This window comes from Maribacter luteus (assembly GCF_009674825.1).
Taxonomy (GTDB): domain Bacteria; phylum Bacteroidota; class Bacteroidia; order Flavobacteriales; family Flavobacteriaceae; genus Maribacter_A; species Maribacter_A luteus.
On sequence record NZ_WKJH01000005.1, the window covers coordinates 116,702 to 139,072 of the forward strand.

Annotated in this window: 20 protein-coding genes; 7 read left to right on the plus strand and 13 right to left on the minus strand. The window is 39.3% G+C overall.

Translation table 11 applies throughout. From position 1 onward, the window contains the following. Positions 1 to 20: 20 nt before the first annotated feature. The gene (locus GJ691_RS08360) at positions 21 to 161 is read right to left on the minus strand and encodes a hypothetical protein (protein ID WP_154365776.1); all 141 of its coding nucleotides are present in this window, start codon (positions 159 to 161) and stop codon (positions 21 to 23) included. A gap of 329 nt (positions 162 to 490) precedes the next feature. On the opposite strand from GJ691_RS08360, the gene GJ691_RS08365 reads away from it, so the two are divergent. Together GJ691_RS08365 and GJ691_RS08370 are read left to right on the plus strand one after the other, a co-directional pair. Continuing rightward, entirely contained in the window at positions 491 to 1,225 is a 735-nt protein-coding gene (locus GJ691_RS08365) for a LytR/AlgR family response regulator transcription factor (protein ID WP_154365778.1), read from the plus strand. A 51-nt stretch (positions 1,226 to 1,276) separates the two neighbouring features. Next, complete coding sequence (locus GJ691_RS08370; protein WP_154365780.1) at positions 1,277 to 3,202, plus strand: tetratricopeptide repeat protein; 1,926 nt, start codon at positions 1,277 to 1,279, stop codon at positions 3,200 to 3,202. On the opposite strand, the gene GJ691_RS08375 is transcribed toward GJ691_RS08370, so the two are convergent. Beyond that, positions 3,192 to 3,764, minus strand: a complete 573-nt coding sequence (locus tag GJ691_RS08375; RefSeq protein WP_154365783.1) for a DUF3109 family protein — start codon at positions 3,762 to 3,764, stop codon at positions 3,192 to 3,194. The two genes, GJ691_RS08370 and GJ691_RS08375, sit on opposite strands and share 11 nt — an antisense overlap. 122 nt (positions 3,765 to 3,886) lie before the next feature. Between GJ691_RS08375 and GJ691_RS08380 the strand changes: the two genes are divergently transcribed. Both GJ691_RS08380 and GJ691_RS08385 read left to right on the plus strand, forming a co-directional pair. Next, positions 3,887 to 4,465 (plus strand): MarC family protein, encoded by a 579-nt coding sequence (locus GJ691_RS08380; RefSeq protein ID WP_154365785.1) that lies wholly within the window; start codon positions 3,887 to 3,889, stop codon positions 4,463 to 4,465. A gap of 2 nt (positions 4,466 to 4,467) precedes the next feature. Next, positions 4,468 to 4,671, plus strand: coding sequence for a hypothetical protein (locus GJ691_RS08385; protein WP_154365788.1), 204 nt, complete (start codon positions 4,468 to 4,470; stop codon positions 4,669 to 4,671). Here the strand turns inward: GJ691_RS08385 and GJ691_RS08390 are convergent. The 4 genes from GJ691_RS08390 to GJ691_RS08405 form a co-directional block, all read right to left on the minus strand. Then, positions 4,668 to 6,293: a S41 family peptidase gene (locus tag GJ691_RS08390; protein ID WP_154366192.1), complete on the minus strand. Its 1,626-nt coding sequence runs from the start codon at positions 6,291 to 6,293 to the stop codon at positions 4,668 to 4,670. The two genes, GJ691_RS08385 and GJ691_RS08390, sit on opposite strands and share 4 nt — an antisense overlap. A 16-nt stretch (positions 6,294 to 6,309) precedes the next feature. Further along, entirely contained in the window at positions 6,310 to 6,750 is a 441-nt protein-coding gene (locus GJ691_RS08395) for a deoxycytidylate deaminase (protein ID WP_154365789.1), read from the minus strand. 89 nt (positions 6,751 to 6,839) lie between these two features. Then, positions 6,840 to 7,424 carry a HupE/UreJ family protein gene (locus GJ691_RS08400; RefSeq protein WP_154365791.1) on the minus strand — a complete coding sequence of 195 codons (585 nt, stop codon included), beginning with the start codon at positions 7,422 to 7,424 and terminating at the stop codon, positions 6,840 to 6,842. A 12-nt stretch (positions 7,425 to 7,436) separates the two neighbouring features. Beyond that, complete coding sequence (locus GJ691_RS08405; RefSeq protein WP_154365794.1) at positions 7,437 to 8,171, minus strand: TerB family tellurite resistance protein; 735 nt, start codon at positions 8,169 to 8,171, stop codon at positions 7,437 to 7,439. 131 nt (positions 8,172 to 8,302) lie between these two features. Here GJ691_RS08405 and GJ691_RS08410 point away from each other — a divergent pair, with 131 nt between their 5' ends. From GJ691_RS08410 to GJ691_RS08420, 3 genes are all read left to right on the plus strand, one after another. Beyond that, positions 8,303 to 8,713: a BrxA/BrxB family bacilliredoxin gene (locus tag GJ691_RS08410; RefSeq protein WP_154365796.1), complete on the plus strand. Its 411-nt coding sequence runs from the start codon at positions 8,303 to 8,305 to the stop codon at positions 8,711 to 8,713. Between the two features lie 106 nt (positions 8,714 to 8,819). Next, complete coding sequence (locus tag GJ691_RS08415) at positions 8,820 to 9,557, plus strand: lysophospholipid acyltransferase family protein (RefSeq protein WP_154365798.1); 738 nt, start codon at positions 8,820 to 8,822, stop codon at positions 9,555 to 9,557. After that, on the plus strand, positions 9,554 to 10,216 hold the full coding sequence (locus tag GJ691_RS08420) for an HD domain-containing protein (RefSeq protein WP_154365800.1): 663 nt from the start codon (positions 9,554 to 9,556) through the stop codon (positions 10,214 to 10,216). The genes GJ691_RS08415 and GJ691_RS08420 overlap by 4 nt, the downstream gene beginning before the upstream one ends. Before the next feature lie 22 nt (positions 10,217 to 10,238). Here the strand turns inward: GJ691_RS08420 and GJ691_RS08425 are convergent, their stop codons facing one another. The 7 genes from GJ691_RS08425 to GJ691_RS08455 form a co-directional block, all read right to left on the minus strand. Beyond that, on the minus strand, positions 10,239 to 11,312 hold the full coding sequence (locus GJ691_RS08425) for a PA0069 family radical SAM protein (protein ID WP_154365802.1): 1,074 nt from the start codon (positions 11,310 to 11,312) through the stop codon (positions 10,239 to 10,241). A gap of 194 nt (positions 11,313 to 11,506) precedes the next feature. Beyond that, the gene (locus GJ691_RS08430) at positions 11,507 to 13,063 is read right to left on the minus strand and encodes a hypothetical protein (RefSeq protein WP_246200150.1); all 1,557 of its coding nucleotides are present in this window, start codon (positions 13,061 to 13,063) and stop codon (positions 11,507 to 11,509) included. Between the two features lie 18 nt (positions 13,064 to 13,081). Beyond that, positions 13,082 to 13,864, minus strand: coding sequence for an enoyl-CoA hydratase/isomerase family protein (locus tag GJ691_RS08435; RefSeq protein ID WP_154365804.1), 783 nt, complete (start codon positions 13,862 to 13,864; stop codon positions 13,082 to 13,084). Continuing rightward, positions 13,861 to 15,300 (minus strand): sensor histidine kinase, encoded by a 1,440-nt coding sequence (locus GJ691_RS08440; RefSeq protein ID WP_154366196.1) that lies wholly within the window; start codon positions 15,298 to 15,300, stop codon positions 13,861 to 13,863. Before GJ691_RS08440 ends, GJ691_RS08435 begins: the two co-directional genes overlap by 4 nt. 174 nt (positions 15,301 to 15,474) lie before the next feature. After that, entirely contained in the window at positions 15,475 to 16,023 is a 549-nt protein-coding gene (locus tag GJ691_RS08445) for a CopD family protein (protein ID WP_154365807.1), read from the minus strand. Beyond that, positions 16,024 to 19,152 (minus strand): WD40/YVTN/BNR-like repeat-containing protein, encoded by a 3,129-nt coding sequence (locus GJ691_RS08450; RefSeq protein ID WP_154365808.1) that lies wholly within the window; start codon positions 19,150 to 19,152, stop codon positions 16,024 to 16,026. 63 nt (positions 19,153 to 19,215) lie between these two features. Beyond that, positions 19,216 to 22,356 carry a WD40/YVTN/BNR-like repeat-containing protein gene (locus GJ691_RS08455; RefSeq protein WP_154365811.1) on the minus strand — a complete coding sequence of 1,047 codons (3,141 nt, stop codon included), beginning with the start codon at positions 22,354 to 22,356 and terminating at the stop codon, positions 19,216 to 19,218. Positions 22,357 to 22,371 lie beyond the last annotated feature (15 nt).

Consider the following 22,371-nt stretch of genomic DNA (forward strand, 5'->3'; position numbering starts at 1 on the left):
ATTGTACAATTGAGACCTATTTAATCTAATCTTTTTTCATCAGTATAGTTCTCACTTATAAGCAAATCTGAACTAGGTACATCTACCTTGTTTTTTTCAACAATTACTGCAACGATAAGTGCAGAAACCAATAAAGCGAACATTATAATACATTTTTTCATGAGTCTGTTTTAATTCCTTTTTTAGGATTGTTAGTCATACTTACATGGGGAAACAAAAACAATATTCATGCCCTAAATTATCAGATGCCAACTGACTGCAATTAACATTATGTATAAATGGCCACAAAACATGTATAATTTGCAAGGAAAAAATCCCATAATTGCCTTTTTATGCCTGTTTGTAGGAATTTACACCGATATTTGATGTGTAACACCTTTATATAAAATAACCGTCAACCACACTCAAAATACCTCCATTGATACAAATTCACTTGTTAAGTACGAACTTAATTTTAAATTTGATTACCTTACAATAAGACTTTTTTACTATGCTTGAAGCCATAATTGTCGATGACGAAATAAAAGCACTCCAGAGTCTTTCTTGGGAGCTTACCAATTTTAGTGATGAAATAAAGGTCAGTGCATCGTTCACTGATCCTTTCGAGGCCTTGGAATATCTGAACAAAACCACTCCTGACTGTTTGTTTCTTGATATTGAAATGCCAACTATGGATGGCTTTCAGTTTATTCAAAAACTTACCAACAAGAATTTTCCGGTGGTCATAACCACGGCTTACAACCAATATGCCATAAAAGCATTGAAAAATGAAGCGATTGATTATCTGCTGAAACCCATTGATACAGATGATTTGAAGGATACGATCGTAAAGATCAAAAAATTCAATGCCAAAAACTTTACCTCTGAACGACTTGAAAAGATACTTCTCAACTTCAACGACAATGCCCTTCACAAAAAGATAACCTTCAATACCGATGGTAAATTATTGTTTTTGGAAAGTGACGAAATACTTTACGCCGAATCCGATGGTAATTACAGTACAATATACCTTACTGACGGACAAAAAATACTCTTGACCAAGAAACTAAAGGAGGTGAATGAACTTTTGCCATCCGATTCATTTTTCAGGATTCACAATTCATATATCATCAATCTTCATAAAATAAAAGAATTCTTGAAGACAGACGGTTATGTGATCCTTAATTCTAACCATAAAATTCCGGTCTCCAGACAAAAGAAGTCAGATTTTCTGGATATGATATAAATTTTAATGTTCTTCCACAATCTTTTAAATACGAATTATAGACCTTATTTTATGGGTAGATGGCAAAGTATTTTTCTATTTATCTCTCTGTTTTCCCTACTTGGGCATTCCCAAAAAATACCCGATGCCTATAAAAAAACCGTGGATAGTCTCATTAATGGCGCCCCAAGAACGTATGCCGAAATCGATGCTGTTCTAAGGCCAACACGAAAAGACACTACTTTAATGCGCTTTTTGGCGCAAGAAGCGAACAACAAAAATTATTATAGTGGACAGGCATATGCCTTAAACCAATTAGGCCGAAGATATAGGGATATATCACAGTTTACCCAAGCCATAAACCTGCACCAGGCAGCATTGGATGCCTCAAAAGCCGGGAATAATCTTGAATTCGAGGTATATAGCCTAAATATGTTAAGTGTGATCCATCGTAGAAGGGATGCCATAAAGTCGGCGTTGGATTATAGCCAAGAGGCCCTTTCCTTGGCAGAAACGGTGAAAAAGCCTTCTGAAGGACTCAAAAGAAGTATTAACGTATCCTTAAATGGTATAGGCAATATCTACCAAACCTTGGAACAATATGATCTGGCCATTGACCAATTTCAAAAATCACTAATACTCGAAAATGAACTGGGCAATAAACTAGGCCTTGCCATAAACCATCAGAACATTGGAGAATGCCAAGAAATGCAAGGCAAATTAGATGAGGCCCTTAAAAGTTATAGAACTTCCTTGGCCTATAACGAAGAGATAGATAGTGACAAAGGAAAGGTAATCTGTAAAAACAGTATTGCCCATGTGTATATTATCCAGGATAAATTAGATCAAGCCATAGAAATCCTGGAACCCACTTTATTGGCATCACAAGAGATTGGCGACAAGTACCTTACTTCCGGTATCCATCTAAATCTAGGTTGGGCCTATCTATTAAAAGAAAATCTAAAAAAGGCCAAACTCAATTTAGAAACCGGTCTAAACATAGCCGAAAAACATAATCTGCCCTCGAACATATCATTAGCGAATTCATATTTGTCGGTTCTAGCAGAAAAACAAGGAAATTACAAAAAGGCCATAAACCATTATAAACTGGCCAAAGAATTTGACGAAAAAACCGTTAATGAGCGAAATTTACGATATGTTGGCGATTTGATAAGCCGCTACAATATTGAAAAGAAAAACAATGAAATAGAGATTATCAATAAAGACTATGAAATCGTAAAATTAAAACTACGAAAGAACCAGACCCGATTACTGATCGGAGGTTTTGCGCTCATACTTTTATCCGGGATATTTTACATACTTTATCGTCAATACCAACTTAAGAACGATAAAAAACTATTGACACTGGAGCAATCGATGCTACGTAGTCAAATGAATCCACATTTTTTGTTCAATTCATTGAATTCCATTAAGTTATATATCATTAACAACGACAAAAAAAATGCAGTACATTACCTGAATAAATTCTCGAAATTAGTACGAAAGATCCTTGAGGCCTCATCCTTGAAAGAGATTCCCTTGGCCGAGGAATTGGAGACCGTTGAACTCTATATGAATATTGAAAATATCCGTTTTTCAAATGAGATCAATTTCAAGATCAGCATTGATGAGGATATTGATATACATACCATAAAAATTCCATCCTTAATACTCCAGCCTTTTCTTGAAAACGCACTTTGGCACGGTCTTTCTTCAAAGGAAGGTGAAAAAAACATCGACCTTCATGTAAGCAAGGGCAACAATAACTTTATAGATATTAGCATTACTGACAATGGTGTAGGTAGGGATGCCGCAGAAGTAATCAAACAAAGTAAGGTTCTAAAGCGTAAATCGGTCGGCATCGAAATAACCAAAGAACGATTGGCGAATTTTGCGAGGGATTATCAAAACACCTTCGATGTTACCATTATAGATCTTTATGATGATGACAAAAACGCCATAGGAACCAAGGTCGTATTACACTTACCTACGATTTAGAATGTTCGGCAGCAACCTCCTCTAATTCGACATACCAATCTTCCCCGAATTTTCGTATCAATGCCTCTTTTACGAATTTATAGACAGGAACCTTAAGCGAAGCCCCAAGTTCACAGGCAGCATCACAAATTTCCCATTTATGGTAATTAACAGCAGTAAACTCGGTATATTCCCTTAAGCGAATCGGGTACAAATGGCACGAAACCGGTTTTTTCCATGAAATAACACCTTGATTATAGGCTTCTTCTATACCACATTTGGCAATTTGGTCATCGGTATAAATAACATAGGCACATTCACTATTGTTAACCAAAGTAGTCTCCCATTCACCATCTTCACCCTTTACAAATGCCCCTTGCTCCTCGATGGCCGCAATACCTTCAGGGCGTAAAAAAGGCTTTACGTCCTTATAAATATCAACAAGAATCTCGGTTTCATGATCTTCTACAGGTGCACCTGCTGTCCCGTCTATACAACACGCCCCTTTGCAGGCATTAAGATTACAAACAAAGTCATTCTCAATAATCTCCTCCGACACAATGGTCTTACCCAATTGGAACATACGCTACATTTTGCGGTCAAAGATAGTACATTGTGCCTAGATTGAATTCTATAAAAAATCATTAATGAGATCTAAAAACAAATGACTTAACGTAGATTTGTCAACTTTTAAAAACAGTTTTAATGGAATTGAATTTAGACTTTAAGGAAATCGCTACTTCTAGCATGGTGCTTTTTGCGGTAATCGATATTATAGGAAGTATCCCCATTATCATAGGTTTACGAAAGAAAGTTGGGCATATACAGTCAGAAAAAGCCTCTTTAGTGGCCGCACTGATCATGATCGCATTTCTTTTTGTGGGCAAAGAGATTCTCACCTTGATCGGTATTGATGTGTATTCCTTTGCCGTTGCCGGTTCATTGATAATTTTTTTCTTGGCCATTGAAATGATCTTGGGCATAACCCTATATAAAGATGATGAACCTGAAAGTGCATCGATAGTGCCCATTGCCTTCCCCTTGATTGCCGGGGCGGGAACAATGACTTCCTTGTTATCATTACGAGCTGAATATCATGTAGAAAATATCATTGTTGCCATACTCGTAAACATTATCTTTGTATATATAGTCTTGAAGGCATCAAAACGAATTGAAAAGATTCTAGGTGCAAATGGCATCAATATTATCCGTAAGGTTTTTGGTGTAATATTATTGGCCATTGCCGTGAAACTTTTCACTGCAAATATTAACGCATTGTTTTAAAAATGAATAAAATATTAACGATTATCTTAATTTTTTTGGCTATTGCCTTGGTGGGTTATAATGTGACATTGATAGATTTCAACAATCCACTTGAAGGTAACAGTGTGATCGCACTTATTGGAATTCTAGCGGCACTTTGTGCCATAGTCATTTTATTGATTTTCTTGACATCCAAGAAAATACAGAAGAAAATAGACGAGGATTAATTGTTTTCTTCTATGCTATCGGCATCGGCCTGTTTCACCATTGGGGCATCTAATTCCATTACCGTTTTTAGCATAGCATCTGCGGTACTTTTTATTTTTGCATGGCTGTTGGGGCCGAACAATTGATCTGCCAAAGCCGCTTTTATATATAGTTTAATCTGATCTTCATAATCATAGAATTCCATCTTAAGACCTCTATTCACTGAATAATCAACAAACCTTTCAAAAAGGATATCATCTACATGATATTCATTTATAAATTCCTCTTTGGAAATATCTGAAAACCTGCTTCGATCCTCATCCAAATATTCGAAAACGAAGAAGGAGAGAAATCCAAGGTTATCCATACTTTCCACAGCCTCTTCCTCATTGGAACCTATGGGCACGAAAACATCGGGGATTATTCCGCCACCACCATAAACAACCCTACCTTTTGGTGTAGTGTATTTTAGGGAATCGGCTACTTTAATACTGTCTACGGACACCAACTCCCCATTGTGATACCTATCTGTAAACCGCTTATAATAATCCTTGTTCCCATTTTTATAGGTTCGTTGAATACTACGACCAGTAGGCGTATAATATCTGGAAACCGTTAACCGTACTGCAGAACCATCACCTAGGTCCATTTCCCTTTGTACCAAGCCTTTGCCGAAAGAGCGTCGCCCAACGATGGTACCAATATCATTGTCCTGCAGGGCACCGGCTACAATCTCACTTGCCGAGGCCGATCGTTCGTTTATAAGCACATAAATGGGTTTGTCTTCAAAACTACCTTTATCGGTTGCATATATTTTATCGATCTTACCTTTCTTGTTTTTAGTAAAAAGAATCAATTTACCATCTTCTAAAAATTCATCGGCCATCTGTTCGGCAATACCCAAATAACCTCCTGGATTATCCCTTAAGTCCAAGGTAAGTCTTTCTGCTCCCTGCTTTCTTAAGGCACTTAGGGCATCCTTGAATTCGCGGAAAGTAGATTCGGCGAAGCGGTTCACTTTTATGTAGCCCATCTTCGGGGTCATCATAAAATAAGACTCTACACTTTTAATGGGCACAACATCCCTTCTTACGTTTACTTTAAAGGTCTTGTCCTCACTCTTACGAAAAACGGTTAGCTCAACGTAAGAACCTTTTTCACCCTTTAATTTTTCCACTATGTTTTCACTGGCCAAGTTCTTGCCGTACAATGTATCATTGTCTGCCATTAAAATGCGATCACCGGGCAAGATTCCTTTAAGAAAGCTTGGCCCCTTATCAATGGTCCTAATTACCGCTATAGTGTCTTTATAAGGATAGAAATTAATGCCGATACCAACAAAATCACCTTTCATATTCTCCGAAACCTCCTCCATTTGACGTTTAGGGATATACACCGAATGAGGATCTAATTTTTCAAGAATATTGTTTACCGTAACATCTACAATACTATCCGTATCAATATCATCTACATACTCATAATCAATATAGTCGATCAACCTATTGAGTTTGTCTTTTTTAGAATTGGTGGTGAATAATTTTTCAGGTGAATCATTGAAATGGAGCTTTCCACCAACAAAAACACCAACAGCTAAAGCCGCTGCGATGATCGTAGGTAATATGTAACTGTATTTTCCTTTCAAACTCAATATAGATCTTTTAAATTACAGGTTCCTCAATTATAGGCATATGTACTAATTCAACACCCGCCTTTTCCAAAAACTCCAATCCGGAAACGTCTTTATAAGCGACTTTATATACCACACGTTTTATGCCAGATTGATGTATCAATTTACTGCATTCCCGACATGGGGAAAGAGTAATATAAAGCGTAGCACCTTCACAAGATTGTGTCGAAGATGCCACTTTTGAAATGGCATTGGCCTCTGCATGAAGTACATACCATTTGGTATATCCCTCTTCGTCTTCACAAAAATTCTCGAATCCTGTTGGTGTACCATTATACCCATCGGAGATGATCATACGGTCCTTGACCACTATGGCCCCAACCTGTTTACGCTTGCAATAAGAAAGTTTACCCCATTCCGCGGCCATTCTTAAATAGGCCCTATCGTATTTTTCTTGCTTGGATTTTTTCATAAAGGCTCGGTCAACTCATTTGTTGCTGAAAGACTAATATACCTGCTTTATAAAAGCCTGACAAAACTATGGGGTAAAATTAACATTAACTACCAAGGGAACGTTTCAATTAGCATGGGTATTGTAATCAAAATGACCAATATTGATGCCCCTTTGACAAAATATCCTTGTTTTAACTTAAAAACAGACTGGATTATGAAGGCTAAGGCCAGTACGCTCAATACAATAAGCACTTGTGACAGCTCTATCCCCGCAGCAAAACCCAATAACGGGGACAGTTTTTCCTCTTCTCCCGACATGAGCATTTTAAAATAATTACTGAATCCGAAACCGTGGATAAGCCCAAAAAACGCAGTAGCCAAAATATGTAACAAAATACTTTTTTCCTTGGCCTTGGATTTTAAGTATACCAAATTGAATATTGCCGTTAACAATATGGTTACCGGAATAAGAAACTCGATCAAACCGATATCCATAACCACGACTTCATAAACGGATAAACCCAAAGAAAAACAATGGGCAATGGTAAATACAGTCGCCAGGATTAAGACTTTCTTCCAACTTTTGAACGTAAACGGTAGGCTCAATGCGGTCAAGAACAGAATGTGGTCATAGGCCGAAAAGTCGAGAACATGATTAAGGCCCAGTTCAATATAAAACCAAAAATTCTCCATGTTTAAAGCTATTTAAATAATACCTCTTTCCTGTTGTAGTTGCTCATAGGCCTTCTGAACCTCTTTGAATTTCTCTTCAGCCCCTTTTTTTATGGCTTCATTTTCCGTATTCACCCTATCCGGATGGTATTTTTTCGCCATAGTCCTATATGCCTTTTTAATTTCATCGTTAGTGGCCGTTTTATCTATTTCCAGAATTTTATATGCATCATCACCCGATTTTACGAACATCGCCATAATACTTTCAAAATCGCGCATCGAAACCATCAAATAACCTGATATTTCACGTATTTTATTTACTTCGGGGGTTCTTATTGAGCCATCTGCCTGGGCAATACCGAACAAAAAATGCAATAGCTGCAATCTCACTTCATAACGGGTCCTTTGGTTTAAAAAAGTGCAAATACGTTGTGCCGATATTTCATGTTTTTTATTGATATCGTTGAATGTCCTGAAAATGGCATTCGCCTTATCCTTACCATAAGTCGCAACAAAATATTGGCGCACATAATCAAGCTCCCTTTGGTTAACCGAACCATCGGCCTTAATAACAATGGAACAAAGTGAAAGTAGGTTCAATTCAAAATCAGCAGGAGAAACTTTTTGACGGGTCATATCCTTAAAAACGGTGTTGGACCTGCCACTACCGCTAAGGCTATCGATAAAACTGCCAAATAAAAAACCTAAAATTGCTCCAGAAAAACCTCGAATGGCAAAACCGACTACGGCCGCTAACCATTTAATCATAGTACATAATAATTTTTGCAAAGATATAATAATACCGACCAATACAACTTGTAACGAAAAGTTAAGTAATCAGGTGTACTACGACAAATTGGTTATATTTGACCACTTTATAAATCGATAAAAAACAGATTATGTATCCAGCAGAATTGGTAAAACCTATGAGAGACGACTTGGCTAATGCCGGGTTTGAAGAATTGTTTACGGCAGATGCAGTAGAAAACGCCATTAAGAAAGAAGGTACAACGTTGGTTGTTGTAAATTCTGTTTGTGGGTGTGCCGCGGCAAATGCTAGGCCTGCTGCCAAAATAAGTTTAATGAACGCCAAGAAACCCGACCATTGCGTTACGGTATTTGCAGGTGTTGATACTGAAGCAGTGAATGCAGCAAGAAATCTTATGATTCCTTTTCCACCCTCATCGCCAAGTATAGCTTTGTTCAAGGATGGGGAATTGGTTCATATGGTCGAGCGCCATCATATTGAAGGCCGACCTGCAGAACTTATTGCAGAGAATTTAACCGAAGCCTACAACGAATTTTGCTAAGCCTCCTTCCCTTTAATTAGGATCGAAATAGCATAAACGCAAGAATAAATTGCAAAAAGACCTCTCAAGTTTTGAAAACATGGGAGGTCTCGTTTATTTTTGTCTTATGCAAAAGATCTTGGCATATCCGCTTACCGTTGTTTATTTCCTGTTTTTTGGATTGGCCCTTGCCATATTCCATCCCATTCAATGGCTGTGTTTTAACCTCTTTGGTTACAATGCCCACAAAGCCAGTGTGAGCATCCTTAACCTATGTCTTTTACGTTGCACACATTTCTTAGGCACTACCTATAAATTCAATAATCCATACAAATTGCCAACAGATCGGCCCTTGATCATCGTTTCTAACCATCAGAGTATGAACGATATTCCCCCGATTATCTGGTTTATGCGAAAATATCACCCTAAATTCGTTAGTAAGATCGAATTAGGGAAAGGTATCCCCAGCGTTTCTTACAACCTTAGACATGGAGGTTCCGTTTTAATAGATAGGAAAGACAGCAAACAGGCCTTGGTACAGATTGCTAAATTGGGTAAATACATCGAGAAGCATAATCGAAGTGCCGTAATATTCCCTGAAGGAACAAGGAGTAGGAACGGTCATCCAAAGAGTTTTCAGCCTACCGGACTTAAAATATTGATGAAAAATGCGCCATCGGCTTTGATCGTTCCCATAAGCATCAACAATTCGTGGAAAATGCTCAGATATGGCAAATTCCCATATGGTATAGGCAACCATATCACTTTTGATATTCAAAAACCGATCGAGAACAAAGGCGAATTCAATACATTGTTCGAACAAGTTGAAGAAAGTATAAAATCAGGTATACATTCCCCACAATGAAAGATTCTGAAATTATTTCAAAAACCATCGCTTTTGTAAAAGAAACCCTTAAAGAAGCAGAAGGAGGCCACGATTGGTTTCATATTGAGAGGGTATATTTAAACGCCCAGCGAATAGCCCAGGACCAAGAAGTTGATTTGCTTGTTGTTTCCCTTGGGGCCCTGCTTCATGATATTGCAGATGCAAAATTTCATGATGGGGATGAATCCATAGGCCCGAGAATTGCACAAGATTTTTTAAAATCGATTGGTGTTGCTGAAAAAACCATTTGTCATGTGGTGAACATCATCAACAACATATCCTTTAAGAACAGTTTAGAAAAAAAAGTCGAGGCCCAGTTCCTCTCAACGGAATTAATGATTATCCAAGACGCTGATCGTCTTGATGCCTTAGGAGCCATAGGAATTGCCCGAGCCTTTAATTATGGCGGATTCAAAAACCGGGAATTGTACAATCCCGATATTGCCCCCAATTTGAATATGACCAAGGAAGAGTACAAAAAATCAAATGCCCCAACCATTAATCATTTTTACGAAAAGCTACTCTTACTAAAGGATAAAATGAATACCCCTATGGGCACTAAAATGGCTGAAGAGAGACATGGTTTTATGCTCAACTACCTAGAACAATTTTATAATGAATGGAAAGGAACTTTATAACCTTTTAGGCTTTTCTGAACCATCAAAACAATTTTAATTGACCGTTTTTGAACTGTACATGCAGTCCTTTATTTAATTTAGGCAATTCATTTTCTTTAAAATAGGTATTCCGTGCCAATCGTAAAAGACTATGTATATGCTCCGCTATTTTACCTTCGCCCTTACTACGCACTCCAAAACGACTATCATTTAAGGTGCCACCATGACAAGATTTAATCTGGGCCAATACTTTATCGGCTTTATTGGGTAAGGCCTTCTTGATCCAATCGGAGAAAATATGGCCTATGGCCCCGTTCAAACGAACTATAGTATACCCAAAAGATAATGCACCATTTTCTGAAAAAGCCTTCGCCAAATCCATTATTTCATGACTGTTTATCCCCGGGATTATAGGTGCTAACATCGCATTTACCGGTATACCGTTTTCTGATAAAATACGAATGGTTTCCAATCGTTTCTTGATTGTAGCGGTGCGTGGCTCCAAAATACTGCGCGTTTCTTCCGAAAGTGAGGTAATGGATACATTTACCATTACCAAACTGTTATTCGACAATTCCCTTAAAATATCCAAATCGCGCAAGATCAACGCATTTTTGGTTATGATTCCCACGGGATGTCTGTATTTCAGAAACACCTTAAGGCATTCCCTAGTCAATTCAAACTTTCTCTCCGCAGGTTGGTAGCAGTCCGTGTTCCCGGAGAGAACAATAGTCTCGGCTTTCCAAACCTTACTTTTCAATTTTTGCTCCAGCAACCAAGGAGCATCTTTTTTAACTAAAATTCGTTGTTCAAAATCCAATCCGGCCCCATAACCCCAATATTCATGGGAATTTCGAGCATAACAGTAAATACAACCATGTTCACAACCTTGATACGGATTTAATGAGTAACCTATACCTACATCCGGACTCGTAACCTTATTCACAATGGTTTTGGGAAAAATGGGGATATAGCTGGTTTTTCTTTGATGTGCATCTTCCCCCTCAATACGACAGAACTCCAAGAATTCATCTCGGGATTCATGTACATATTGCAAAAATTTGTTGGGTACATATGCCTGTGCGCCTCTTCCTTTGCGATAGTTTAAATCTTTCAAATTAGGATTTATTCCAAATTTATGGATTATTTCCTATTTTGGATTGATATGAACGTTAAATATTTTATACTGAAACAATTCATTACAACCATTATTTCGTAAAAATGGCAACCAAAAAGGATTCACGGAAAAGAAACTAAATATATGGTAATCGAATGGAAACAGTACACTGCCTGATGATTACTACATATTGACTACTGGATAAGTACCCTGACCAATTGCTTTTTGCTTCCTCTTTTGGCGTAGAATACTACCTCGTTGTTATGTACATTGAACAATGGCTTTGAGACCATTAAGGGTAATCGGGCTTCCTTATCATCAATCAGCTTTTTATAACTGATATGTCCTTGTGCATCAAGTTTAATGACAAATACATTCCTATTTCTACTTAATCCCTGTTTAAAGAGTAAACGATCACCGGGAAGTAATTGAGGATTTTCGGCAGCCGTACTTATGAAAAAGTAAGTATTGTCATCTTTCGTATAGGAGCAATATGAGGCATAGGCACCATCGCCTTGGGTAACCTCTGCTTTGTTGATATTCCTTGCCCATAACATATCACCGTCCGCGCTAAGCTTTGCACTAACAATATCATTATGGTGATACCTTGTGACCTTTAATCGCCCACCACTAGAATTCGCCTGCACGCTTGAGGTTATAAAATATTCCTCAGCATTAAAGTGGATCGAACCATCGTTGGAAACATTGACGTTCTTGAACACCAAATCTTTAATATCCTTATCCTCTTCACGGCCAAATTTATCCATCATAAACTGTTCAGAAAACGGACTATACTTCTTGGTATTCAATTCTAAGGTATTTGGATCAATATTGAAATAAGCCAAACCATTGTACCTGTTATCCTTCCTGTTTGCATAAAAGCCAACACAAAGGAGTTCATTTCCATTTACGATGGGTATCAAGGCTTCAGAAAATTTACCAGGACCGTCAAAAGTCTGTGTCTGTGCCCCGCTTCTTGAAACCTTTATCAACTCGTACTGGAATTTTCGCTCATTGGCCAAAAACCTTTTTTTCTTAAAATAGGCCTTACCAATTATATAAGCTTCCTGTAAATCCTTGGAGAAAGCAACATTCTCGAAGGCATAGTTTTTCTCTTCAACTTCATCTGAAAAATCATGCTCAACCACTTTTTGCAAACCGGAATTGAACAGATAGATAAAATGTTTATTCGTCTTGCCCTTCTTAAAATGAGTGCTGATCACAAAAGCATTCTTTTTATCATTGAAAAGTACCGAAGTGGTGAAACCAGAAGAAAAGTTTCGATTATAATAATTTTTATCCAACGGATTGTTCACCTCTTTAGAAGCCACTGTCAATAAAGTTTCCTTTGTGAAATTCATATCTGAAAGTGGACTCCGATGTACTGAATACTCATAGGCCAGAGCATCGTAATCATAATCAAGGAAAATAAGGTAAATCTGTCCATTGGCTACATACCCATCAACAAGATTTGCATTCTTGAGTTTATAATTATACTCATTGATCAACTGCATATTGGCATCATAATGCTCGATCATATATCCTTTAGGCTTTAGGATAACCCCCGTATAATAAGACCTTACTAAAAAAGTCCCTCCTTTGCCATCATTGGAAATGGTCAAAAGATTGGAGTATTTATACCTATCATTATATTTTTCCCCGATTGAGAAGTCAAGGGGAATATCCTGAGCGGAAACCATACAGGTAACAAACAGGACAAAGAACATGGAGATATATCTTCGCAGATTCATATGAAGGAATTTTGGGTTTTATTTGCCTGGAAAATCAGCTTTTCTCTTTTCAAGAAATGCACTGGTACCTTCCTTAAAGTCAGCAGTACCAAAACATTTGCCAAAGGCATCTATTTCTGTGGCAAACCCGTTTACATTAGTGTTAAAACAATCATTTATGGCTTTTATTGCATAACCAATGGCAACAGGGGAATTATTCGATATCTTACCTGCCAATTGGGAGCAAAGGTCCGTCAATCCCTCTTGGGGAACAACATAATTGACCAATCCATAGTCCAGCGCCTTTTGAGCATCGATCATCCCGGCCGTCATGATCATTTCCATGGCCCTTCCCTTACCGACCAACCGCGGCAAACGCTGGGTTCCGCCATATCCGGGAATAACCCCTAGCGAAACTTCGGGCAGCCCCATTTTAGCATTCTCACTGGCTACCCTAAAATGACAGGCCATCGCCAATTCCAATCCACCTCCCAAGGCAAAACCGTTCACTGCAGCGATAACCGGCTTAGAAAGGTTCTCAACAAAATCAAATAGTATTTCTTGCCCTTTGGCCGCCAATTTCTTGCCCTGTTTCTCTGAAAACCCAGCAAACTCAGCAATATCGGCCCCGGCAACGAACGCCTTTTCCCCGCTACCGGTAAGAATGATCACTAATACACCTTTATCCTTTTCCAATTTTGAGAATACCTCATGCAACTCCTTTATCGTATCCTTATTTAAGGCATTCAATTTGTTCGGACGGTTTATGGTAATCCATGCGGTTCTATCCTCTTTTTCTACTAAAATGTTCTTATATTTCATGTAATTGCTTTTTTAGTATCTTCATCGGGTTGATTCTTAGGGAAAATTACCGTAAAAACGGTTCCTTTTCCCGGTTGGGACGTAACATTGATGCTCCCGTTATACGTTTCGACCATATTTTTTACCATACCCAGACCAAGTCCCATGCCGCTGGATTTTGTTGTGAATTTAGGTTCAAAGATCTTTTCGGTGAATTCATCTGCAATACCGATACCATTATCGGCAACGGAAATCTTAACGTTATCACCTTCTGAAGCCACTGTTACCAAAATCCTAGGGGACGGTTGATCGATCATCGCCTGAGTGGCATTTTTTACCAAATTGGTAACTACTCTTATAAGTTGAGTCCTATCCCATTTTGCAATAATCTCATCTTCATCACTGATAAAATGTATATAGGGTTCATTGAAAATATCCAAAGCCAAACGTACGATCTTAACCACATCCAAGGTCTCATTTTGCTGGGCAGGCATTTTGGCGAAATTGGAAAATGCCGAGGCTATACTGCTCATCGTATCAATTTGCTGAATCAAGGTGTTCGAATATTCATCAACTTTTTTCTTAATATCAGGGTCTGTGGGATCGAACCTACGTTGAAAACTTTGAACGCTCAATCGCATGGGTGTCAAGGGATTTTTGATTTCATGTGCCACTTGTTTGGCCATCTCACGCCATGCCTGTTCCCGTTCACTGCGAGCCAATTTTACCGCACTTTGTTCCAATTCATCGATCATTGCGTTATAGGCCGCTACCAATTTACCTATTTCGGTATCCAGGTCATCAATAATGATTTTCTTGTTACGCTTGGTAAGATCGGTTTTGAACATCATATCAGAAACCGTATGCAACGATCGTGTAATATACTTGGTGATGAAGTACGCCAATCCTATGGCTATCAATAACATTAAAAAGTAAACCCACCCCAATTGCATCAATGATTGCCTTAATTCCATATCATTAAGGGCATTGTTCTCATAATAGGGCAAATTCAATATACCAATTGGTTTAAATTTTTTGTCATTGATATAGGTGTACGAAGCTTGGTATTTATCACCGGCCGTAGAAGTCTTCTCCAAGTACCGTCTGGTAACGCTCATTGCCAAATTATTGAGCACCTCGGTATCCAAACAATTGGATTGTGGATCAATTTCAAAACGAGGTCTTGAGCTTTTGATTAATTGCCCTTCTAGATCATAAATGTTGAAAGGGGCATTCAGTACATCGGCAATTTCATAAATATCATCCTTAAAAATAAGATGAAGGTTTTCGGTAGTTAAAGCATAAGTGGTGTTTTTTAGGGTATTCTGAACACTTTGCTTTACCTGTTCTTCTTTACGTTCCAAGCGATGCGCATGATAATCCTTTAAGGTTTCACGGTATTGATAGATGGTTACCCCCGAAATCAATATCGATGCAATGAGCACCAATAAGATCATGGTGGCGAATATCCTTGAACGTAGCGAAATATTTCTGACCAAGTAGCTTTAATTTGAACATAAAGATAGCAAATATCAGGCCATTATCGATTACCTATACAGTTTCAATTAGAAGCAAGTAGGCACCATTTTAAATGGTAAACACAGGTTTCCGACTTTTTTTGGACTAAAGCCCTATGCTTCCGGATTCTTACGCTGAATACTTCTGTAGAGCTTAATACCCAACATAAGTAATATCCCTAATAAAATAATCCCGATTACACCGAAAATCCAATTAAAGGCACTCTTTAGAATTACCAAAAAAACCACAGCGAATAAAATTAACGTAGCACCTTCATTCCAGATGCGCATAAACCGTGAGGTATATTTTATCTCATCACGCTGTAATTGTTTAAAGATCTGGTGGCATTTTAAATGATAAATAAACAAAAGCACTACAAACAGCAATTTTACGTGCATCCATGGTTGTTGCAGCCATACCGGCTGCAATAGTAGCAACCAAACAGCAAAAATGGTACATAAAATGGCCGAAGGCCATGTAATGATCTTCCATAATCGTTTGGTCATCAACTTCAATTGCGTGGTCAGGATTTCTTTATCCGGTGACGGTTTTTCAGATGCTTCAATATGGTAAATGAACAATCTGGGTATATAAAAGAGTCCGGCAAACCATGTTACGACAAAAATCAGGTGTAACGATTTTATATAGTTGTAATATTCCATTTATTCTTCTATTTGAAGCGCTCCTATTCCCTCTTCCCAAAGTTTTTTATTGAATTCCGGTATACTGGTTTTCAAAAACATTTCGGCCTCCTTTTCCAATACATTCCATTGTGCATCGAGCTCGACTTTACGATCTTTTGAGGCTTGGTTTACCTTTGGAATGCTACTATTGGTGGCATCGATCAAAAATAAGTACTCCGCTGTAAATTTATTGGGAAAATTCTCAACATCATCATAAGCCTTGGACTTTCTTTGAACCATCTTCTTGTCCCAAGTATCCAATGCATCGAGCAACTTTTGCCCTTCAGTCTTCAAAGTTTCGTTTTTAAGGCCTTTTATGACCGCCTTCAATTGTTGTTGGGTTTTGTATAAAGCATTCAATTTATTGTGCATAACCGTCAGTTTCCGTTCCATTTCGGTCATGATTTCATCATACTCCTTATACTGACCCTCTTTTGTTTCATAAGTGGGCATTTCTATGATATTTCCAGCGGTGGAGACGACCTCATCGCCCATTTTCAGCTTTAAGGTGTACTTTCCTGGTGATGCCTTATGCCCCCTAAATCCGGCCTCAATATAAACGCCCGGTATTCCGGGAAGTGAAGGGTATTGCATATTCCATACAAATCGGTTCAAGCCTTCGTTTTTATCCAAAAGAGGATCTACTGAAGGTCCGCCCCCATTATAGGTAATGGCATCTTTATCCTTTTTGGAAGTAAAAGTACGTACCAATCTATTCTGACTATCTAATATATCCAAAGAAATATGGGTGCTATCCGCAAGCTTGGGAAGCTCATAATAAATGACCATACCGTTGGCAGGATTTACGCCGTCATAAGCATCGGTTCCTTTGAATTTAGTGGTATTACGACTCATTGGACTTCTCCAAGAACCGTTTAAGGCATCGCTAGGTTGAAGCAATTTCAATCCGTTTTTAGAAGATTGATGTTGTTGTAAAACGGTTAAATCATCCAAGATCCAAAAAGCACGTCCGGAGGTCGCCACGATTAGGCTACCTTGATGTACCTTCAAGTCCGTAATAGGTGTTTTCGGTAGATTCAGTTGTAAGGGTTCCCACGATTTACCATCATTCCAAGAAATGTACATTCCTTTTTCCGTTCCCGCATAAAGTAAGCCTTTACGAACCTCGTCTTCCCGAACAACCCTTGTGAAAGCCCCATAAGGTATGCCTGTACTTATATTTGTCCAACTTTTACCGTAATCAGTTGTTTTATAAATAGCCGGAGTATAATCATTGAATTTATACCGAGTGGTAGCAACATATGCGGTAGCAGGATCGTGAGGGGATACTTCAATCGCATTGACCAAGCACTCTTTTAATCCTTTTGGAGTCACATTCTGCCAAGTAATGCCATTATCCCTCGTTAGTTGCACAAACCCGTCATCGCTCCCTGTCCAAAACACTCCCTTTTCATGGGGAGATTCTATCATATAGGCTATGGTTCCGTAATTTTCGGCACCTACGGCCTCATTGGTATACGGTCCGCCACCATTCCCTTGTTTATCATCCATATTACGCGTTAAATCGGGAGACATTTCTTCCCAAGTAACTCCCATGTCCCGAGTACGAAGTACTAACTGTGCGCAATGATAAAAGGTATTCGGTTCATGTTGTGATCGAATGATAGGTGCGTTCCAATTATAAAGATATTTCATATTCCTGGCTTCCCTTCCTAGATACTGTATGGGAGCTGCCATGATTTGGGTAGAAGCCTTGGATTCCATATCCAACGCCTCAATGGTACCCAAATAACTTCCTCCTAGAACATATCGGGGATTATTAGGGTCAAAGGCCAAAAACGCACTCTCCCCACCTGCAGCATAAGTCCAATCCTGTTCGGTGATTCCACTTCTTCCCAAGGAAAGACTGGCAATTTTTACCGAGGTATTATCTTGCTGTCCGGCATAAATATTATACGGGAACAGATTATCGACACTGATTCTGTAAAACTGGGCCGTTGGCATAATATCCTGTGTTGACCAAGTCTTGCCAAAATTAAAACTAATAGCGGCACCCCCATCATTGGCAATGACCATGTTATTCGAATTATTGGGATTGACCCATAGGTCATGGTAATCACCATGCGTACCCGATAAAGTCTCCCAAGATTTTCCGCCATCTATGGAACGTAATGCAGGGGCACTCATGACATAAACCGTGTTTTCATCATTAGGGTCGGTAAATACTTCAGTATAATACCAGGCCCGCTGTGTTAATCGATTATCACCACTGACCATGCTCCAGCTATCACCGCCATTATTGGAGACGAACAACCCGCCTTTATCTTTATTGGAATCACTTTCGATAAGGGCATATACCTTATCGGAGTTTGCCGGACTAACCGATATCGCCATTTTCCCTTTTTCCTCAGGAAGGCCTTTTTCTATCTTGAACCAAGTTTCCCCACCATCGATAGATTTATAAACCCCACTGCCTTCGCCACCACTGATAACGATATTGGGTTTACGTTGATGATGCCACATCGTGGCGTACATGATTTCCGGATAGTTGGCATCCATGGACAACTCTGAGCATCCAGTTAATTCATTAACGAACAAGGTGTTTTTCCAGGTCTTTCCCCCGTCAACTGACTTATAAATACCACGATGCTTATTAGGGCCATAAAGTGCACCTTGTGCAGCTACATAAACGATATCAGGATTTGTAGGATGAATTACGACCCTAGCAATATGTTGGGTAGCTTCCAACCCGATTTTTTTCCAGGTCTTTCCTGCATCCGTTGATTTATACACCCCATCTCCATAGGAAGTCATTACCCCTCTTGGAGCATGTTCTCCCATACCGCAATAAACGATATTTGGATTGGAAGCTGACACGGCTACCGCACCTACCGAACCCATTTCAAAAAAACCGTCGGAAATATTTTCCCAACGTTGTCCGGCATCAGAGGTTTTCCAAAGGCCTCCGCCGGTCGTACCCATATAATACGTTAAGGGATCACCCACAACACCCGTTGCAGTAACTGACCGACCGCCACGAAAAGGACCAATGTTCCGATATTTTAGAGGTTTGAAATAGTCTCCTACTTTTTGGGAGAAACCCTCAGTTGTTACTAAAACCAGTAGTATTAAAATAATTTTTCTCATCTATATGATATGTTGTTCGTTTTATGCTCAATATTCGCTCAATAGGTCAAATTCCATCACTCCCTATTCTTCTTCAATAAAAAGATAATTTAACTTCAGTTCATTAAAGGCCGCATTAAACTCTTTAAGTTCTTTATCGACCACGGCGTCAAAGGCCTTAAGCTGTTCATTGATCTGTGCTGTCAATTCATTTTTCACTGCAATATCCTGATCCGTTGGTGGAAAATCGTCAATAGCCACCAGACTGTTCAAATGTCCTAATTTATTGTTCAATCTAATAGGAAAATTCAAAGGATCTTGACCACTTCTATTTTTGGTTTGATAAAGGGCTTTTTCAACGGTTCCCAAACTTTCCTTCATCTTTCTGGCTTTCTCTATCAATTCTTTTGTGGCATCATTGTCTTTATACTGATTGGTAAAAGCATCCAGTTGCTTTGTAATGTTCCTTATTTTTTCAATGGATTGATGCGCTTTTTCGATTGTCGTATTGATATCCGTAATAAAATCGAACTGCTTTTGCATATCGGCTACCGAAACCTCTGCCCTTGGATCGGGAAGTATCTTAAAGGTTTCGGTAGTAGATACACCATTCACGTTCAAATTCACTTTATAATCCCCCGGTACGGCTTTGGCCCCATCCAAACTGGCCCACCAAAGGATCATACCTTCCAATTTCTTGGCTCCCTTACCTCGGGTATCCCAAACAAACGTATTGCCCCCTTTCTTGACCTCGAGCTTTTTATCTTTCTCCTTGGCGGTATTGCTGTAATTTGCCAACGTATCCCCGGACATTGTTGTAAAAGTGAGGTTGATACTATCTTTCTCGGACAGATCTTTCAAATAAAAATGGGTAATAACCCCATTAGGGTGGTTGGTCCCTGCGGTTTTTGAAGGGGTTTTTAACGTTCCACCTTTTGTACGGTAAGAATCCTTGGGTTTATACAAGATTGAGGATGCAGACTTTTTACTCGAATCCAATTGATGCAATACCGTTAAGTCATCAATGATCCACAAACTTCGACCTTGTGTGGCCACTATCAAATTGTCATCCTTAATGGTTAAATCGGTAATCGGTACAATGGGTAAATTTAATTGGAAAGGATTCCAATGTGCTCCATCATCAAAGGAAATATACATGCCGGTTTCAGTGCCCGCATACAACAACCCCTTACGTTTAGGGTCTTCACGGACCACTCTGGTAAAATGCTCCTGATTTATCCCATTCGTTATTTTTGACCAGTTCTTACCGTAGTCCGTGGTTTTATAGAGATAGGGTTGAAAATCGCCCAATTTATATCGCGTTGCAGCTACGTAACACGTACCCTCATCAAAGGCGGAGGGTTCAATGCTATTGATCATGTTCCATTCGGGCATATTAGATGGGGTAACATTCTCCCAATTAACACCACTGTCCTTGGAAACATGAACGAGTCCATCATCACTGCCTACCCATAACAAACCTTCTTTTAAGGGGCTTTCATTCGCTGCGAAAATAGTACAGTAATATTCAACACTGGTATTGTCTTGGGTAATAGGACCTCCGCTTGAAACCAATTTGGTAGGATCATTTCTTGTAAGATCACCGCTTAACAATTTCCAACTTTGGCCTTCATTTTCAGTAACATGTACATGGTTCGAAAAGGCATATAATTTTTTCGGATTGTGCTTACTGAACATAATCGGAAAATTCCATTGAAAACGGTATTTCATTCCTTCGGCACCATGACCCATAGGATTGTCTGGCCAAACATTGATGCCCCGTGCTGTTTTCCTTGCATGGTTCACACGGGTTAAAAAACCATCATAACTACCGCCATAAACAATATCGTTGTTCAAAGGGTCCACTGCGATATGGGCCGACTCACCTCCAGCGGTCGATTCCCAATCCCCGTCGCCAATACTTCGGCTATCACTACGATGCTTGATCCGTACGGTGGAATTATCCTGTTGGGCGGCATAGATACGGTAAGGAAAAGAATTATCAGTCGTAACCCTATAAAATTGGGCGGTAGGTTGATTGTAATACGTGCTCCAGGTTTGACCCCCATCATAAGAGATTTGTGCACCCCCATCATCACCAATGATCATTCGCTGGCCATTCTCGGGCGCTATCCATAGGTCGTGGTGATCCCCATGGGGAGCATTAAAAGTTTTAAAGGTCTTACCTCCATCGGTCGATTTATGGTAATTTACATTGAGCACATATACTACATCGGCATCTTCGGTATCGGCATAAACACGTGTATAATACCATGCACGTTGGCGTAATTTTCGTTCACTATTGACCTGTGTCCATTTGTTACCTCCATCATCAGATCGGTATAACCCACCTTTTTCCTTATTCTCCACTATGGCCCAAACCCGATCGGAATTTTTGGGAGAGACCGTTACGCCTATAATTCCCAAGGTATCTTTTGGGAAACCTTCATTTTTAGAGATTTCTTTCCAAGTTTCGCCACTATCGGTACTTTTCCATAGGGCAGAACCATCACCACCACTACTTAAACTATATGGGGTACGTTTGGCCCGCCAAGTAGAGGCATACAAAATACGTGGATTGTTGGGATCAAAGGTCAGATCAACAGCTCCTGCTTGGTCGTTGACAAATAACTTTTTCTCCCAGGTCTTGCCTCCATCGGTACTTTTATAAATTCCTCGGTCTTGGGTTGGTGTATAGATATTCCCTAGAACAGCGGCGTATACCGTATTATAATCCGTAGGATGTATTCGTATTCTGGGCACATGCCGACTATTTTTCAATCCGGCCGAAGTCCATGTTTTACCGGCGTCTACGGTTTTCCAAACACCGTAACCGGAAGACACATTACCCCGTAAGGTTTTTTCTCCCCCACCTACATAAATGACATTGGGGTCACTTTTGGCCACTTCCACGGCACCTATACTTCCCCCAAAATAGCCATCGGAGATATTGCTCCAGCTACGACCGCCATCCGTGGTTTTCCAGACACCACCTCCAGTGGCCCCAAAATAGAAAAGGTTGGGTTCTCCCGGTACACCTGTTACGGCAGCGGAACGCCCTCCTCGGAATGGTCCGATCAAACGGTAGTTCAAACTGGAATAGAGTTCTTCAGGATATTCTGGAGTTGTGGTAGGCGACTTTTTTTTTCTTTGGGCAAGACTTGTTGATGGAAATAGGAAAAAGGCCAGCATAACGATGCTCGCCCAAGCGTAGAAAGTTTTCATATTTTGAAGGTTCTG